The following is a 17,952-nucleotide window of genomic DNA, read 5'->3' as shown; positions in this document are numbered from 1 at the left end:
TTAAGAATGGTATAATTATATGGCGGTTATCCTTTCCTTAGCCGGTAACGCTTATAAGCCTTTATACCGATCATCAGGAGGATCATGATGAGAAACAAACCGACGAGTCCGTAGATCCAGTTCAGCGCACTTTTCAGGATAACAACAAACACGATCGCAAATAACAGCAATGTAGCGACCTCATTCCACATCCGCAACTGCATAGACGTCCACTTAAAGATACCTTTTCTCAGCTGATGAATCATTCTCTGGCATATGAAATGATAAACCAGCAATCCTATTACGAATCCTATCTTGACCCACATCCAGTTCATCTCCAAAAGATAGGGATTCAGGTAAAACATATAAGCCCCCGCGAGGACGCTCAGCACCATCGCGGGAGTCGTAATTACATTCCATAACCGGCTTTCCATCAGTTCATACTGTGGATGCAAAATGTTCCGTTCTACCTCTGATTTATCATTCGCTTCAACATGGTAAATGAAAAGTCTCACTATATAGAAAAGACCTGCCATCCAGCAGATGACGAAAATGATATGAATTGCTTTTACGTAGAGGTATAACAACGGCTTATCGGTTAGGAGTTAACGAGTTCATTTTGAATTACCTGAACGGCATACTTTACGTTATCGAATGGAATATCAGGCATTATCCCGTGACCCAGATTGAATATAAAGCCGTTCTCTTCTTTCATACGATCATGCAACCTGAGGATACGCTCTCTGATCACCTTTTTATCGGCGTACAGGATATGAGGGTCCAGGTTTCCCTGAACGGCAATACCGGCAGGGATGCTTTTTTTGATATTTAAAAGATCTGCATTCCAGTCTACTGATATAACGTCAGGTTTTGCTTCTGCCATGACAGGTGCAAACACAGAGCTACCCTTGCAGAATGATATGATGGGTATGTCTTGTCGTTTCAGTCCGGCTATAATCCGTGTGTTGTACTGATGCGAGAACTCCCTATAGTCATCCCATGAAAGCGCTAAAGCCCAGCTATCAAACAGCTGCAAGGCATTAACCCCGGCATCTATCTGCATATTGAGGTAGGTAATCGTTACATCGGCAATTTTGTTCAGCAACTGATGAGCAAGTTCCGGCTGGTTATGGATCATCAGCTTGGTCAGCTTGAAGTCCTTTGAAGAGCCGCCTTCTACCAGGTAGCTCATGACGGTAAAAGGAGCACCTGCAAAACCGATCAAAGGCGTCTTCCCATTCAGCCTTTGCTGAATGACCTTGATAGCGTCAGGAACATACTGAAGCTTCTCCTCGACATCAGTAGTAAGGTTATCAACATCCTGTTGAGTGCGGACAGGGTTCGCGTACTTCGGACCGATCCCTTGAGTGAAGCTCAAATCCCCTCCCATTGCCTCGCCTGTAACCAGGATATCAGAGAATAAAATAGCTGCGTCGATACCCAACAAGTCAACAGGTAACATAGTTACATCAGCTGCAATCTCGGGAGTTTTGCACATCTCAAGAAAAGAATATTTGTTCTTGATTTCCCAATATTCTTTCATAAAACGTCCTGCCTGACGCATCATCCATACAGGGGGGCGCTCGGTTGGCTGCGAAAACGCTGCTCTAATAAACAAGGAATCTTTTTGGTTGTTAATCACTATGCTTTTTGTATTTCTGTTTCAATTTTTAATATGATATTCTGGACTCTGGCACTTGTCTTCAATTCGCGTGCTTTGACCAGATAAGCCTCTGCTCTGTCCATCATTTTCTTCCTCAGATTGAGATTTGCCAGATGGACGAACACAAGCGCTTTATCATTTTCATTCTTCAGCGGAAAGCGGCTTGCTATTTGAAAGTGCGTTTCCGCCTCTTCATAATTTTTACGCTGCAGTTCTATATTACCGTATATGAACTCGTAATACCCACGTCTGTTCTTACGAAGACGGTCGGGATACTTGATCTCTTTCAGTAAGCGTTCCGTCTTTTCGTAATCCTTACTCTGAAGCGAGCGTGCCGCAAGTAAAACGGTACCATCACGGAAATAACTGACAACTAATAGCACAATACCCAGTGCCACTAAAGCCGTTAGCTCATACTCTTCCCTGGAGACTGTCCAGGCCAGTAATACGGTAGCTAACGCTATAAGCGCAAAGCGGACATTGCGTGTTAACATAATTAGTGATTGTCAGTAAACTTATATCCTACTCCGCGGATAGAGTGGAAGTATACCGGATTCTTCTGATCTGGCTCGAAGTATTTTCTAAAAGTAAGGATGAAGTTGTCAATTGTTCGAGTGGATGGATATACATCGTAATTCCACACCGTTTCAAGGATCTGCTCTCTTGACACTGCTTCATTCCTTCTCTCAATAAGAAGCTTAAGAAGCATCGTCTCCTTTTTCGTTAACGGTGTTACCGAGCCATCATCATTCCTTAATTCAAACGAGTTGAAATAAATGGTCTTATCTCCTATTTTATAGGTGTTAAGCTCCTTCTTTTCTTCTCCCGAAAGACCACGTTTCACAAGGTTATTTACGCGAAGTATAAGCTCTTCAAGATTAAATGGCTTCACCAGATAGTCATCAGCACCTTTTTTAAGTCCGGTAACCTTATCCTCGCTTGTATTCTTGGCGGTGAGAAACATGATCGGAACTTCCGTGTTTTCCAGACGAATGGTCTCTGCAACCTGAAAGCCGTCGATTTCCGGAAGCATTACATCGAGAATGATCAAATTGAACCTTTCCTCTTTGAATACTTTAAGCGCTTTCTTACCATCATTTGCTGTTGTTACTTTGTAACCTTCCAGCTCCAGGTTAAGCTTAATCGCTTCCAGAAGATGTTCTTCATCTTCAACTAATAAAATGCGTTGTTTAGTGGCCATTTGAGTTAAATGTTACTTCGAAAATACTCCCGGCAGGCCGGTTGTTTTTCACTTTGATTAATGCAAGATGCTTGTCAAGCACCTGCTTGACAATATATAAACCCAGTCCAGTCCCTTTAGTTTTTCGCGTATCCTCACTACCCACACGATAAAACTTATCAAAAATACGAGCTTTTTCTTCGTCCTTTATTCCGATTCCCTTATCAGCAACCGTGAAGCTAATTCCGTTACTTGTTTTCTTCAGTCCCACAGCGATCTCTTCACATGGCGGAGAATATTTAACGGCGTTTTCGATCAGGTTCGAGATCACCAGAGTTAATGCAAACTTGTCTCCGGTAACACATATCTCAGGTTCCAGATCAAGCTTAATAATCTGCGAACTACAGGTGTGTATTTGCAGTCGGCTTGCGACTCTTTCAACAAGATCCGAGAGATTAAATTCTTCCTTGGGGAAGCTATAGGAATGATTATCTATGCGAGTGGCGATGAGCATATTCTCGACCAGATCATCCAGGCGCTCAATATCTTTAAGTGAATTATTCAGAAAAGAATGCATCTGTTCTTTATCCAGATTCCTCTTGAGAATAGTCTGCAGATACAGCTTGATGGATGCAAGGGGCGACTTTAACTCGTGGGTAACCGACAAAAGAAAGTTTTTCTGCTGCTCGTGGAGTTTTTGCTCCTTACGCAGCGTCTTTTGCAGTTGGTAGGCTCCTGTAAAAAAGAGCAGGATAAATACAGCGCCTTCGCCAAGGATCATCGTTCTACGCTCAGGCTGAATCTCAACAAGCAATATGCCCCACCAGATAAGCTCGGCGAAAGCATATACAACCAAAGCATAAAATATAACCAGAGACTTACGCATGATCTTTCAAAAACACTATGTCCAGACTGTCAAAGATAGCCTTTTTTGCACTCTCGAGCTCTGCCTGTGAATGCGCTGCAGAAACGAAGCCTACTTCATAGCCCGAAGGACCTATGTAGATTCCACGATTCAGCAATTCACGATGAAAAACTTTGAAATATTGCATACTTGACGCATCAATAGCTGCCGCAGTTTTAATATCCTTGTCAGTAAAGGCGAACCAGAAAAGTGAGCCGATGGTAAATATCTTAAACGCATATCCGCGCTGGTCAGCAAATTCCTGTATGTCGCTAACAAAGCCTGCTGTTTTAGACAGAAGTTCCTCGTAGAACCCTGGCTTCAGCAATTGAGAAAGCTGACCAATGCCGGCAGACATCGCTACCGGATTTCCCGATAAAGTCCCTGCCTGATAAACAGAGCCTTCAGGCGATATATTTCCCATTATTTCTGCTGAAGCGCCATAAGCACCAACAGGCATACCACCGCCTATGATCTTGCCGTAGGTAATGATATCGGGGTTAACGTCATAATAAGCCGCAGCTCCTTCAAAACCCAGCCGAAAGCCGGTAATGACTTCGTCGAAGATCAGGAGCGACCCATTTTCTTTGGTTATGTCACGCAAGAAATGAACAAAGTCCTTGTCCTGAATTAGCAAACCGTTATTCGCTGGAATTCCTTCTATAATGATTGCTGCTATCTGATCCTTAAACTGCTCAAATGCTGCTCTTACTGCATCTTTATCGTTCAAGGGTATAACGACCGTCTCTTCAGCAAAACTTTGCGGAACTCCCGCTGAGGAAGTTTCTCCAAAAGTAACGAGGCCTGAGCCTGCCTTAACGAGCAAAGAGTCAACATGCCCGTGGTAGCAACCGTCAAACTTCAGAATTTTATCGCGTTTGGTATATCCTCTCGCCAGGCGGATTGCCGACATTACGGCCTCCGTACCTGAACTCACAAACCGAATCTTTTCGATCTTTTTGTTATTGCTCAAGATAAGTGATGCAAGATCATTCTCCAGTGCGGTTGGCGCACCAAAGCTCATTCCGTTATCAATAGCCTTCAATACATGCTCTTTAACCACCGGATTATTATGACCTAAAATCAGCGGCCCCCAGGAACAGCAGAAATCGATAAACTTGTTTCCATCTGCATCCCAGACAAAACATCCGTCGCCCTTTTCGATAAACAGGGGAGATCCGAAAACAGATTTAAATGCCCTCACAGGTGAGTTCACGCCTCCCGGAAAATATCCTTTCGCTGTTTCATAGAGAGCAGACGATTTTTCCCTGCTGATATCCGGCGATTTAACGGTATTGATTGATGCTATACTGGGTTTTGACATGTCTGAAATAACTTATTTTCCAAGTAAAAAGGCTTAGATCCACTTATTGAGCAGAACTTCCTTCGAATGATATGATAGAATGGCAGTAGCCCCTGCACGGCGGATACTGGTAAGAACCTCTGCAATAGTGCGCTGTTCATCAAGCCAGCCCTTTTGAGCCGCTGCCTTTATCATCGAGTATTCTCCACTTACATTATATGCCGCTATGGGCAGATCAGTGTGGTCCTTCAATAATTTGATAACATCAAGATAAGCAAGTGCTGGTTTAACCATCAGAAAATCGGCACCCTCCTGCTCATCCAGCGACGCTTCAATCAGTGCCTCGCGCTGATTCGCAGGATCCATTTGATAGGTCTTCTTATCCCCCGCCTTCGGAGCAGAGCCCAAAGCATCGCGGAAAGGACCGTAGAAGGCGCTTGCATATTTCGCGCAGTAAGACATCAACGATACATGCTGAAAATCATTATCGTCCAGCACCTGACGTATATAACCGATTCGCCCATCCATCATATCTGATGGAGCGATGATATCAGCACCCATCCGGGCATGCGCCAGGGCCATTTTGCCCAACACTTCGAGGGTTTCATCATTTAGGATAACGCCGTTTTCAACAATCCCGTCGTGACCGTCAGAATTATAGGGATCCATCGCCACATCGGTAATGACACAAGCTTCAGGAAAATTACGCTTCACTTCTGCGATAGCGCGAAGGTAAAGTGAGCCTTCACGGTAACTTTCCGAAGCGTATTTGTCTTTTAACGATTCTTCGATATAGGGAAACAGGTCAAAGGACTTAAGACCCAGATTCATACAACTCTCAACTTCTCTTAGTAAGTTATCGATGGAATAACGGTAAATCCCAGGCATGGAACTTACCTCTGTTTTCTGATTTTGTCCGTCTACTATAAAAAGCGGAAAAATAAGATTAGCAGCCGTCAAATGAGTCTCTTTAACCATCTGGCGAATCACTTCACTCTTTCTGTTTCTTCTTGGTCTTTGTAGCATTTTTAATGATTAAAGTCCGTATACCGCCTCCGCAAGACCGATTTCGTCGGGCGAGTAAGGCAGCGAATAATGAACACCCATCTCGTCAAACTTTTTCCCGGTAGATTTGCCGATACAGATTACCTTTTGTCCGGGTTCAAGCAAGTTGCTGTTGAAATAGGCTTCAACATTTGAGGGGCTTGTGAAAATAAGCACTTCTGCATGAGATTGCTCGACGTTAGTTTCCTGAACAGTTTCGTATATCGGAAGATCAATGATCTTGGTCTGCTCTGACAGAAGCTGTTGCACCGTGCGTAAAGAGCCTTTTGCGCCAGGGAACAAGACCTTCGTACCGCTTGCGATACTCGCAAACTCTTTTGCGATCTCAGTTGTGTCAATTCCCTCATCTTCCCCGCTAAAATCCGGTACCCTGCCGAAGCGCCTTAACGTCTCTTCAGAAGCACGACCAAGAACACCAAATTTGGTGCGCTTTGCAATCTGCGGATCAAGATTAAAGAAGTACTCGATAGCGTTCTTACTGCTGAAGAAAATCCAGTCAATATCACGAAGTATATAAGAATCAAGCTTATTGATGATCGGAAACGTGCGAATTAAAGAACGCCCGTCTATCGCGATACCATTTGCTGCCATCGCTTTGTAGAAATAACTTGACTCGGATATTTCACGGGTGATGAAGACCTTGGACGGGAAGCTACGCTCTTTAGAGAACTTGGCAACAACACGCTCTGCCAACCCCTCGGTAGAATCTGCCTCCATATAAAGTCTGCTCGGGAACATATCTCCCTCATCAGCTTTAGCGGTCCAAACATGAAACTTTCCATCCTCCTTGCGGCAATAACACCCTAAGGGCATATGACAACCACCATTGAAAAGATTAAGAACCTTTCTCTCAACGGCTATAACCTCTGCGACGTCCTTGTTATGGATACGCTGAAGCAGATTATAAAGATCAGGATTTCCTTCACGAATCTGTATAGCCAAAACACCCTGTGCCGGTGCCGGTATAAGTTCTATTGGCTCAAGCTCTTCTACATGAAACTCGCTAAGGTCAAGACCTAATCGTGCAACACCTGCCTTAGCCAGGATAATGGCATCATAGTCCTCGTCCCGCAGCTTCTGAATACGCGTCAGCACGTTACCGCGCAGATCTTCGATTTCAAAATCCGGACGAAAAGCCAGCAGCTGAGACCTTCTTCTGTTTGAAGACGTTCCCACCATACCACCAAACTTCACGGATAGCTTTTGTTTAACATCCACGCAGTCTTTCAATATCAATAAAAGTTCATGGGGATCTTCACGCTCGGAGACGGCCGCAATAACCAATCCTTCAGGATGTTGAGTAGGTAGGTCTTTATGTGAATGGACAGCTATATCAATCGAATTATCGAGTAAACCCTCTTCTAATTCCTTGGTAAAAAACCCTTTACCTTCCAGCTTGTCTAAACGGAGATTAAGAATTTTATCTCCCTGAGTTTTTATAATTTTCAGATCTGCATCAACACCCAGTTCCGAAAGTCTGTCTTTAACGAAGTTCGCTTGCCAGAGAGCAAGTTCGCTCCCCCGTGTTCCAATAATAAGTTTTCTATCCAAAATAAAATATAGCCTTTTTGCAAAAATAACGAATATCGCATCTGATGCACAGAGACTTGAAAATTAACTATTGTTAACCAATATTTCCTTGGCCATGACCATAGGAACACTGATATATTTCTTCTCCATGTAGTTAATAACACGCTCCAGAACCTCCCTTGAGTTGTCGTCCAACTGCTCGATATCGGCGGCAAATACAGAATTTATCGCCGTACTCTTAATTTCCTTGATCTTCAGGGGAACCTCACGCATCGCCAGCTCAATACGACGTTGCTTTAAAAGCGGTCTGAATTCGTCTATTGTCTGCTCGATGATTACTTCTGCATGAACATGCTCCTGATATCTCTCCTGCATATTGCGGTTTGCAACCTCCTGAAGACTTTTAACCTCAATATAGTGAACCGGATTACTATCCAGCACCGCTTCATCTGTATCGTTTGGAATCGCAAGATCCACAATCACCTTCTTATCGGTCTCTCCGTTCAGAAGCGACTGGTAGATATCATTCGTTATCAAAGGCTCTGTGGCACTTGTACAAGTCACAATCACATCAAACCCTTTCTTATAATTTTTAAGCTCTTCAAGCGGATAAGCCTCCCCTCGCAAGTCTTTTGCAAGTTCTTCCGCCTTAGACAACGTACGATTAAAGACGGCAAAGTTGGAGTACTTATGTTTTTGAAGATATTTGGAAATGGTCTTATTGGTTTCTCCTGCGCCCACGATAAGAATGCGGGAATTGGAGCACATATTCAGTTCTCTTAACTTACGGTAAGCGAGTGAAACTACGGATACCGGATTTTTAGAGATCCTCGTCTCCGTATAAACCCGCTTCGCTGCCTTCACCACCTGATTCATGATCATTCTAAGATAGTCGCCCGTAAAGCCCGCTTCTCTGCATATTTCATAAGATTTGCGAACTTGTGCCAGTATCTCTTTCTCTCCTACAACCAGACTTTCCAAAGAACATGAAATACGAAGCAAATGGTTTAGCGCTTCTTCATCTTCATACCACTTTGCTTTATGAACGAAATCATCCAGCTTATCTTCTTCGATACAAAAATCGAGAGAGCGGACAAAATCTTTTATAAAAGCAGGAGTAATTTGCTGAGACGCACAGAACACGAATTCAACCCTGTTACATGTGCCGACGTAAAAGATTTCAGCAATACCAAATTGTTGTTTAACAGCACTTAATCTGCCAACCAACGATTGATTACAGATTACCAATTTCCCTAAATCCTTAAGATCAATCTGCTGATGCGTAAATGCTAAAACTTTTAATTGTTTCAACTCTGAGTATGTTTAAAAAAAAAACCTCATCAAAGGTACCAATACCCATAAGCACCGCTGTCATTCCTTTGTCAAACAGGATTATTTAGATTATATATAAATAAGATATAATGTGTTAATTTGTAAATAAATATATCAAAAAAGGCGTATCAAATATCAGCAACGCAGTCGATCATTTTAAATTTTGAAAACTATATAAAGTTATATAGCTTACAGTTAAGTAAACGCGCATCCACATGATTTTACAAAAAACGCAGATACCGGGTTTTGAAAGAAAGCCGATACTTATAGACTATATAATATCCGAAAGCGCGAATGCGCCTTTAGTCATTTTCGTCCACGGATTTAAAGGCTTCAAAGATTGGGGCACGCATTATTTGGTAGCTGAATACTTTGCTAATAACGGCGTTAGCTTCCTGAAATTCAACTTCTCGCATAACGGAATGACGAAAGACGGTATTGATGTTTTTGATGATCTGGAAACATTCGCCCGTAATACGTTCAGTAAAGAACTTAATGACCTCGACGAGGTGATTACCTATGCTAAAAGCGGTAAAGATTTCCCGTCTCCACATAAGATCATTCTCATCGGACACAGCCTCGGTGGCGGTATCAGTATCTTGCAGACAAACGTTGATGAAAGAGTTGACAAACTGGTTACCTGGGCTTCTATCAGCAATTTCAGAGGTCTATGGAATGTGGACTATGAATCTTATTGGAGAAAAGAAGGTGTAATATATATGTCTAATTCAAGAACAAACCAGCAAATGCCTCTTTATCTGGATGTGTTGACAGACCTGGAAAAGAATGCTGAAAAGCTGGACCTTCTTGCCGCAGCCCAGTCTCTTAAACAGCCCTGGCTCATTATTCATGGAGACCAGGACAACGTGGTAGATATTAAACAAGCTCAGCTGCTGAAGCGTCAGCACCCTACAAGTTATCTGATGGTACTGGAAAATGCCGACCATGTTTTCAACGCACGGCACCCATGGACCGATAAATTCCTGCCGGAAGCCTTAAAGCAGGCTTGCGACAGTACCTTATCATTCATAAGACAATAATGGTGATACTTCGCGATTTGACAGTCCAGATTAAACCATCAGACCGTAATTAGAGTCGAACAAATATGTCGACCGAATTTCAAGAGCACTAAGCAATAAAAATGCAACAAATCGAAGACGCGGTAATACTCGAAAAGTTCGCGAACGAGCGTACTAAAGAAGAGGCATTTACGCTTCTGTTGAAGAAGTATCAACAGAAAATATACTGGCATGTCAGAAGGCTCGTCTTAAATCATGACGATGCTGATGATCTCGTTCAAGACGCTTTTATAAAAGTCTGGAAGAACCTCGGCAATTTCAGAAGCGATTCCCAGCTGTACACCTGGATTTACCGGATCGCGACGAATGAATGTCTGACTTTTCTTAACAAGAAGAAACAACAAAATAATATTCCACTTGATGAGGTGTCCTACGATCTTGCCGAGTCGCTAAAGGAAGGATCCTATTTCAACGGAAATCAGGCAGAATTGAAGCTTCAGCAAGCACTTTTAACACTTCCGGAGAAGCAGCGCCTGGTGTTTAACATGAAATATTTTGACGACTTAAAGTACGAAGAGATTTCAGAAATACTGGGCACAAGTGTGGGGGGGCTAAAGGCTTCTTTTCACCATGCAGTGAAAAAGATAGAAAGTTTTTTATTAAGCAAGGATTAAACCTTCATAAGCGAAATTAATCTAAAAAGTATTATGGATGCAAATAACATGGACGAGAGATGGGATAAGCAGTTTCCGCTGCTTGGAGCAGTTGGAAAAGAAAATCCGTTCAATGTACCCGATGGTTACTTTGATAGCATGCAACAGCAGATTTCCAGCAGAATAGCTATCGAATCTGTCAGCTCAAGTGACTCTAAAAGCAGCCTAACCGTACCAGAAGGCTACTTCGATACGCTTGAAGATCAAATTATGTCTTCCATCAGAGTCGAGAAATTAAAAGAGTCAGCTGAAGACGGCGGCTTTACTGTTCCCGAAGGTTACTTCGATTCACTGAATGATGCTATAAAACTTAAAGCAGGCTTTGCGAAAAGCAAAGACGCAAAAGTCAGAACGCTTGTACCATCATGGCTTAAATATGCGGCGGCGGCATGTATTATGATATCAGCAAGCGCAGGTTTTTACCTGTTTCAGAAATCCGACTCCATCGATAAGCAACTTGCTTACATCCCTGATGAAGCAATCGTGGATTATCTTCTTGTTAATAGCGATGCTGGAGACATGCCCGTTATTATTGATAATATAAATAACACAGCAGACATCAGTTCGGAACTGGAATTATCAGACCAGGAGATTGAACAGTATTTAGAGACTACACTTTAGCACATATATGAAACACATAATATTCACCATACTATTTGGACTTTCTTTAACGGCAACCGTTATGGCACAGCCGGGAGATCGCGCCAAGTTTGAAAAGATAGAGGCATTAAATGCTGAATTCCTTACAAAGAGCCTTGATCTGAATAAGGAAGAAGCTCAGGGATTCTGGCCTGTATACAATACTTACCGACAGGAGATGAATAAGCTCTTCAAGGAAAGGCACGCAGCGCGGAAACGCGCCAAAGACGAAGGCAGCCCCTCTTCAGTGAACGGACTGAACTTTGAAACGCGTATGTTGGAAACAAAGAAACGTTACCTCAGCCAGTTCTATCAGGTACTGCCTAAAAGCAAAGCAGATCGGGTCTACCCTGCCGAACGCGAGTTCAGAGAACACCTGATCAATCAGCTCAAGGAAAGGCGTGAAAAGCGAGATTAGTTAGTAGTTTTATTTTTTATAATAGTTTAAGCCTGCGGTTCTGCCGCAGGCTTTTGTATTTTTGTACATGTTAAGTTTACGACAGCTATTCCTTCTAAATAACGCTCAAACTTCCTTCACTCCGCGGATGCTCCATATCGAACGGGCAGAGGGTGTCTACCTTTATGGTCCTGATAATAAATCCTATATTGATTTCGTCTCAGGATTCGCAGTAAGCAACGTCGGACATCGCCATCCAAAGGTAGTCCAGGCAATCAAGGATCAGGTAGACCGCTACATGCATCTTGCTGTGTATGGCGAATACATACAATCACCCCAGGTTCTTTACGCTGCTAAAATAACCTCCGTACTTCCCGAGAGTATTAATTCGGTTTATTTCGTTAATTCAGGAGCCGAAGCTACCGAAGGAGCGTTGAAACTGGCTAAACGATACACCGGAAGGAAAAAGATTCTATCCTGCAACAAAGCTTATCATGGAAGCACTCATGGCGCTTTAAGCGTGATGGGCAACGAATATTATAAAGACGCGTATCAGCCTCTGCTTCCTGGTGTGGAATTTATCGAATTCAACAAAGAGGCTGACCTGCTAAAGATAGATGAGGAGACTGCCTGTGTCATTATGGAAACTATCCAGGGCGAAGCTGGCGTTAGGGTTCCCGACCAGGTTTATATGCAGGCCTTAAGAAAACGTTGTACCGAGACGGGTACGCTGTTGATACTCGACGAAATCCAGACAGGCTTTGGCAGAACAGGCAAACTTTTTGCCTTTGAACACTTTGATATCGTTCCAGATATCCTTCTTCTGGCGAAAGGAATCGGCGGTGGAATGCCTATAGGTGCTTTCTGCGCCAATCGCGATGTGATGAGTGTGTTAGCAGATAATCCGATTTTGGGTCATATCACTACCTTCGGTGGACATCCGGTTTGCTGTGCGGCAGGGCTGGCAACGCTGTCAGCCATCATTGAGGAAGACATGATGGCCGGTATTGATGAGAAAGAAGCGTTGCTTCGGAGCGAACTTATCCATCCCGCTATCAAGGAAGTGCGGGGAAAGGGACTGATGCTTTGCATTCAGCTCGATTCCTTTGCACAAGTTGAGGAGGTAAGTAAGCTTTGCATCGCCCAAGGTGTTATTGTCGACTGGTTCCTGCATTGCGATACTGCACTTCGTATTGCGCCTCCACTGATAATTTCTCATCGCGAGATTATTAGTGCATGTAATATCATCAAAAATGCACTAACAGAATATGAAATGAGAGCAAAATAAAAACAATCTATCGACTCTTCTTCCTATTTTTTCCCATTTATTGATTTTCCGGCGGTTATTTTCGCAAATAATTTGGTATTTTTATAAAAAACCACGAATAAAGAATGAGCGAACTGGACTTTTTAAATCATTATCCTCAAACCCCCGACACCTGGGATGAAATGTTCAGCTCAGACAACAATATTCGACCTCCTTATCAAAAAGTAATTGAATATCTGTCGACAGAATCTGCCGACGGCTTAGCCAAAAAAGAAGATTTGGCAAAAAATCTTTTCATGAGTCAGGGTATAACCTTTACCGTCTATAATAGTGGCGAAGGCATTGAGAAGATTTTCCCCTTCGACATTATTCCACGCATCATTACTGCTCAAGACTGGAGCTTCATCGAAAAAGGAATTAAACAGCGGCTAAAAGCGCTGAATACCTTCCTAAAAGACATCTACAGTAACATGTTTATCGTGAAAGACGGGGTGGTGCCCGCCGACATCATCTATTCATGTCCGCACTTCCTGCGCGAGATGTACAAAGTAAAAGTACCCTACGATATATATGTCCACATTGCAGGTATTGATCTGATTCGCGACTTTGACGGCACGTTTTACGTGCTCGAAGACAATTTGCGAACGCCCTCCGGAGTTAGCTATATGTTGGAGAACAGAGAGATTACCAAGCGCCTCTTTCCCGACCTCCTGCCTCAGTGCAAAGTCAGAAGCGTGACCGAATATCCTGAGATTCTCTATAAAAACCTCAAAGCCATATCTCCCCGACAGATTTCGAACCCTACCATCGTGTTGTTAAGTCCCGGGAGCTACAACTCGGCTTATTTTGAACATACCACCCTCGCCCGTCTTATGGGTGTGGAACTCGTTGAAGGGCGCGATCTGCTCGTAGAGAATCAAACGGTATACATGAAAACGACGAACGGGCGTCAGCAAGTTGACGTTATTTACCGCAGGGTTGATGACGAATACCTTGATCCGCTTGTCTTTAATCCCGACAGTATTTTAGGCGTAGCAGGCATAATGAGTGCATACAAGAAAGGGAACGTCGCTATCGTCAACGCTGTAGGTAACGGAGTTGCAGACGATAAAGCGATATATTCCTATGTTCCTCAAATGATAAGATATTATCTGAATGAAGAACCCTTGCTGAAAAACGTTCCTACCTATCAACTAGGCAACAAAGATGAGCGGGAGTATGTATTCGCAAATATAAATTCGATGGTAGTGAAGCGAACAAACGGCAGTGGCGGGTATGGTATGCTAATGGGTCATGTCGCTTCCGACGAGGAAATCCATCAGTACAAGCAGGAAATAAACAGCGATCCGCGTCAATTTATAGCACAGCCCACGATCAGCCTTTCAGCAGCACCTTGCTTCATCAACAAAGCCCTGCATCCACGACGAATTGACCTTCGCCCCTTCGCGCTATGTGGGCCTGATGGTATCGAAATCGTACCGGGAGGCTTAACAAGAGTAGCCTTGAATGAAGGTTCATTGGTAGTAAACAGTTCACAGGGCGGCGGAAGCAAAGATACCTGGGTACTGGCATCATAATTTAAAATCCGAAATATGCTAAGCAGAGTTGCTTCAAACTTATATTGGTTGAGTCGCTATATGGAAAGAAGCGACGGAATACTACGCATCCTGAAAATTAACTATGCATCTTCTCAAGACGCCTTGAACGAATTCTCCTGGCGCCCGGTAATACGGATTTACGATTCTCCGGAAGAAGCCATAATACGAGACATTGAATTTAAAAGCAGGGATGTGCTTCAATATATGATCACCGGAAAAAGCAATCCCAACTCGATAATCAATATCATTACCCTCGCACGCGAAAACGCAAGGAGTGTGCAAGACCACCTGACCAAAGACTTGTGGCAATGCCTCAACGAGTATTACCATCTCGTCAACGATAAACGTCTTATCTCTTCGTTAAAGAAAGGAGACCCGGTTTCTGTTCTGGATGAACTCATCAAGCAAGTTATGTTGTATTACGGCATTGGCGAAGTCACCATGGAGAGAGGGGAAGGCCGCAGCTTCATGAATATCGGCAAATACCTGGAACGAAGCATTCAATCAACCGATATTCTGGATATCAAATTCAATAAAGCAAACAGTGATCCCGACCTGTTAAGGGGCACTACATACCTGCGCTATCTCTTGCTCTCCTTAGGAGCGTATGATCTGTATTTGAAGACGTACAGGCAAGGATTTGATCCGGAAAACGTTCTTGAACTTGTTGTTCTGAATAATGACTTTCCGCGTTCGGTGTTATACTCGGTAAACAACATTTTTCGCTATTTTGAACGCCTGAAGCAGAACAACGATATAGTAGAATCAAAAGAGCTCTCCTTTATGATAGGAAAGCTCCAGAGCACAATCAAATATAGTACAGTAGAATCCATTACCCATCAAGGACTTCATGCCTACCTGGGTCAGATTAAGAAAGATTTGTATGGAATAGGCAATGCGCTCAACCTGAACTATTTTGCCTACGCATAACATTAGCAAGCCTCAAAATGCCAGAATTTAAGATAAAGCATCTAACGCAGTATACCTACCAGAAACCGGTAAGAGACAGCGCGAATCAAATTATTTTGTTTCCAATAAACGATGACTATCAAACCGTGCAGATGCACGATCTTTCTATAAGCGGGGATCCAGTAGTGTATGTTTCCAAGGACTATTATGGCAACGAAGTAGGTAACTTCAGCTATAGCAGCCCACACACCGAGTTGGTCATTCTCTCAACAATAGTTGTTGATACACGCAGTAAGCCGCTTCCCGTAGATGATATGCCACTGGAAATTCAATGGAATAAGCTTCAGGCACTGAAACGTGACATCGGCTTCATCGACTTCCTCCATAGAGAGCATATCGAGGGCATGGAGGCTCTGCAATCCATTCTCAGCAACGAGAACCAGACGCAAAACAGTCCCTATCAACTTGCCCTAAGGTACTGCAAGTATGTTTACGAAAACTTCAGTTACATCCCGGGGATTACCACGGTGGAAACTACGACGGACGTTATCTGGCAGCTGAAAGCCGGAGTATGTCAGGACTTTGCACATATTCTGCTTGTCATGTTGAGATTGGCAAGTATCCCTGCCCGTTACGTTAGCGGATACATCTGCCCCCATAAGAACGGTATGCGGGGCGAAGGCGCTACACATGCCTGGGTCGAAGCCTATATTCCAGATTATGGATGGCTGGGACTCGATCCAACGAATAATTGTATAGCAAACGAAACACATGTCAGACTCGCTGTGGGAAGAAATTTCAGTGATTGCTCTCCGGTAAAAGGAGTCTACAAAGGATTGCCGCAGCATAAACTGGAGGTCTCCGTTAGTGTGTCATACGAGGATGACGAAGACTATTTGCAGGAACTACCTAATATTGTAATTGAAAAAGCGACTGAAGACATATCTGATAATAGCTACCGCCGATACGAAGAAATGCAGCAGCAACAGCAATAGCTTCATATCCTTAACAATCCATACAACGCACATGAGACGATGGCTTTATCCGTTATGCCGAATGAATCCAGCTAAACTTGTAATCCAATGAAGGGTTCTTCATTCGGTCGGCGATCCGTATCAGGCGATCGGGTAATTTCATTACATAGTCCCTTGCTTTCTCACCCTGCTCATTCAGATCTTTCAAACCTGCTAAATCCCACTCTGCGGTGAGTTGCTTCAGTATATCAACATAGTCTATTGCCGTGTACACACCCAGGCGCTGAGCGGCATCAGCAAAATGAGTGAACGTTTCGCCTGCCTTCTTGCCTAATTCGCGAAGGAAATGCGCTGGCATGACTATCTTTTTACGCATCATATCTTCAAACGCGATCATCACCTCGTTAGGATCAACCTTTATGATCTGGTATATAAAATCCGTATAGGCTCTAGCATGGCGCGCCTCATCAGCTGCAATTACTCCGCACATTTTAGAAAGCAGGGTATCCCCATTCTTCTTAGCCTGCGACGCAACCCGTCTATGAGAAACATTCGTGGCCAGCTCTTGGAAACTCGTGTATATAAAGTTGCGATATGGATCCTGGTCGGTGCCAATATCAAACCCATCGGCGAGTAAATATTGGGTAGATATCTCGAGTTGTTTCATATTAACACGCCCGGAAAGATAAAGGTACTTATTCAGAAGATCTCCGTGCCTGTTCTCCTCCGAGGTCCAGTGCCTTAACCACTTCATCCATCCGCCTTCCTCATCTTTAGAGACACCTTCAACCATAGACAACCAGGACTCATAAGTTGGCAGGGCCTCCTCCGTAATGGTATCACCGATAAGAACTGCTATAAGATCATAAGGAAGACCCTCTGCACTTTGACGCAGTTCCTTAACTTTTTCAAAGAAATCCTCAGCAGTTGAATCCGGCAGAAAGTCGGCCGGTTGCCAGATAGTTTCAACAGGTTTGAGATAATTAAACATATTGTCCAGCATATACTTTTCAATATGCTGCATAACTTCTCTCCTTGCTCCTACGTTGATTTCCATGGGAATTGATATTATATGATGTTTAAAGTAATTATCCGACGTCCTATCAGTGTATAACAGGAGTTGACGATTTAAGTTTCTTACTAAAAAACATCGGGTGTTACGCGGAATGTCAGGAAACTCAAAAGAGAAACCCACCTGAAGGGAATATTCAACCTTTATAGGTATAGAGTCACTCCTGCGATCTCGCGAAGTAACGTACCTGGTGAACAATCGCGACAGCCGTCTTATACTAAAATAAAAAGATTGGGTAAAATATACAAATACGCTTTTTGCTTGTAATAAATAGTAGGTTAGTACGGAGTTTTAACGCCTAAGCAAAAAAGCATAACGCACAAAAAAGCCCGGTAGTACTGAAACTACCGGGCTGATTTAAGATTTGGCACCGACCTACTCTCCCACATGTTACTGCAGTACCATCGG

General features: G+C 43.4%; 18 protein-coding genes. 8 read left to right on the top strand and 10 right to left on the bottom strand.

What is annotated here, in order from left to right; genetic code table 11:
- Positions 1 to 26: 26 nt before the first annotated feature.
- From B0I27_RS00090 to hemA, 9 genes are all read right to left on the bottom strand, one after another.
- Complete coding sequence (locus B0I27_RS00090) at positions 27 to 566, bottom strand: CopD family protein (RefSeq protein ID WP_106290179.1); 540 nt, start codon at positions 564 to 566, stop codon at positions 27 to 29.
- Between the two features lie 11 nt (positions 567 to 577).
- Positions 578 to 1,621, bottom strand: coding sequence for a uroporphyrinogen decarboxylase (gene hemE, locus B0I27_RS00085; protein ID WP_106290177.1), 1,044 nt, complete (start codon positions 1,619 to 1,621; stop codon positions 578 to 580).
- Positions 1,621 to 2,136, bottom strand: a complete 516-nt coding sequence (locus B0I27_RS00080; RefSeq protein ID WP_106290175.1) for a hypothetical protein — start codon at positions 2,134 to 2,136, stop codon at positions 1,621 to 1,623. The genes hemE and B0I27_RS00080 overlap by 1 nt, the downstream gene beginning before the upstream one ends.
- A 2-nt stretch (positions 2,137 to 2,138) precedes the next feature.
- The gene (locus tag B0I27_RS00075; protein ID WP_106290173.1) at positions 2,139 to 2,843 is read right to left on the bottom strand and encodes a response regulator transcription factor; all 705 of its coding nucleotides are present in this window, start codon (positions 2,841 to 2,843) and stop codon (positions 2,139 to 2,141) included.
- On the bottom strand, positions 2,833 to 3,708 hold the full coding sequence (locus B0I27_RS00070) for a sensor histidine kinase (protein ID WP_106290171.1): 876 nt from the start codon (positions 3,706 to 3,708) through the stop codon (positions 2,833 to 2,835). Before B0I27_RS00070 ends, B0I27_RS00075 begins: the two co-directional genes overlap by 11 nt.
- Positions 3,701 to 5,050, bottom strand: coding sequence for a glutamate-1-semialdehyde 2,1-aminomutase (gene hemL / locus B0I27_RS00065; protein ID WP_106290169.1), 1,350 nt, complete (start codon positions 5,048 to 5,050; stop codon positions 3,701 to 3,703). Before hemL ends, B0I27_RS00070 begins: the two co-directional genes overlap by 8 nt.
- Positions 5,051 to 5,083: 33 nt before the next feature.
- Positions 5,084 to 6,055: a porphobilinogen synthase gene (hemB, locus tag B0I27_RS00060; protein WP_106290167.1), complete on the bottom strand. Its 972-nt coding sequence runs from the start codon at positions 6,053 to 6,055 to the stop codon at positions 5,084 to 5,086.
- Between the two features lie 9 nt (positions 6,056 to 6,064).
- Positions 6,065 to 7,645 (bottom strand): hydroxymethylbilane synthase, encoded by a 1,581-nt coding sequence (gene hemC / locus B0I27_RS00055; RefSeq protein WP_106290165.1) that lies wholly within the window; start codon positions 7,643 to 7,645, stop codon positions 6,065 to 6,067.
- 63 nt (positions 7,646 to 7,708) lie between these two features.
- On the bottom strand, positions 7,709 to 8,935 hold the full coding sequence (gene hemA, locus B0I27_RS00050) for a glutamyl-tRNA reductase (protein WP_106290163.1): 1,227 nt from the start codon (positions 8,933 to 8,935) through the stop codon (positions 7,709 to 7,711).
- Positions 8,936 to 9,171: 236 nt separating this feature from the next.
- On the opposite strand from hemA, the gene B0I27_RS00045 reads away from it, so the two are divergent.
- From B0I27_RS00045 to B0I27_RS00010, 8 genes are all read left to right on the top strand, one after another.
- Positions 9,172 to 9,996, top strand: coding sequence for an alpha/beta hydrolase family protein (locus B0I27_RS00045; RefSeq protein ID WP_106290161.1), 825 nt, complete (start codon positions 9,172 to 9,174; stop codon positions 9,994 to 9,996).
- Positions 9,997 to 10,106: 110 nt separating this feature from the next.
- A complete protein-coding gene (locus tag B0I27_RS00040; RefSeq protein WP_483860636.1) occupies positions 10,107 to 10,649 on the top strand; it encodes an RNA polymerase sigma factor in 543 nt (180 codons plus the stop codon).
- A 33-nt stretch (positions 10,650 to 10,682) separates the two neighbouring features.
- Positions 10,683 to 11,309, top strand: a complete 627-nt coding sequence (locus B0I27_RS00035; RefSeq protein ID WP_106290157.1) for a hypothetical protein — start codon at positions 10,683 to 10,685, stop codon at positions 11,307 to 11,309.
- 7 nt (positions 11,310 to 11,316) lie between these two features.
- Positions 11,317 to 11,745: a hypothetical protein gene (locus tag B0I27_RS00030; RefSeq protein ID WP_146133065.1), complete on the top strand. Its 429-nt coding sequence runs from the start codon at positions 11,317 to 11,319 to the stop codon at positions 11,743 to 11,745.
- 67 nt (positions 11,746 to 11,812) lie between these two features.
- Positions 11,813 to 13,012 (top strand): aspartate aminotransferase family protein, encoded by a 1,200-nt coding sequence (locus B0I27_RS00025; protein ID WP_106290153.1) that lies wholly within the window; start codon positions 11,813 to 11,815, stop codon positions 13,010 to 13,012.
- Between the two features lie 104 nt (positions 13,013 to 13,116).
- Positions 13,117 to 14,568, top strand: a complete 1,452-nt coding sequence (locus B0I27_RS00020) for a circularly permuted type 2 ATP-grasp protein (RefSeq protein WP_106290151.1) — start codon at positions 13,117 to 13,119, stop codon at positions 14,566 to 14,568.
- 15 nt (positions 14,569 to 14,583) lie between these two features.
- Positions 14,584 to 15,519 (top strand): alpha-E domain-containing protein, encoded by a 936-nt coding sequence (locus B0I27_RS00015; RefSeq protein WP_106290149.1) that lies wholly within the window; start codon positions 14,584 to 14,586, stop codon positions 15,517 to 15,519.
- 17 nt (positions 15,520 to 15,536) lie between these two features.
- Positions 15,537 to 16,493 carry a transglutaminase family protein gene (locus tag B0I27_RS00010; protein ID WP_106290147.1) on the top strand — a complete coding sequence of 319 codons (957 nt, stop codon included), beginning with the start codon at positions 15,537 to 15,539 and terminating at the stop codon, positions 16,491 to 16,493.
- Between the two features lie 52 nt (positions 16,494 to 16,545).
- Here B0I27_RS00010 and B0I27_RS00005 read toward each other — a convergent pair whose 3' ends face one another.
- Positions 16,546 to 17,529, bottom strand: a complete 984-nt coding sequence (locus B0I27_RS00005; RefSeq protein ID WP_106290145.1) for an acyl-ACP desaturase — start codon at positions 17,527 to 17,529, stop codon at positions 16,546 to 16,548.
- Positions 17,530 to 17,952: the final 423 nt, after the last annotated feature.

It is taken from the genome of Arcticibacter pallidicorallinus (assembly GCF_003002875.1).
Lineage (GTDB): Bacteria > Bacteroidota > Bacteroidia > Sphingobacteriales > Sphingobacteriaceae > Arcticibacter > Arcticibacter pallidicorallinus.
Note: the sequence above shows the minus strand (reverse complement) of the source record. Positions and strands in the feature narration are given on the sequence as shown.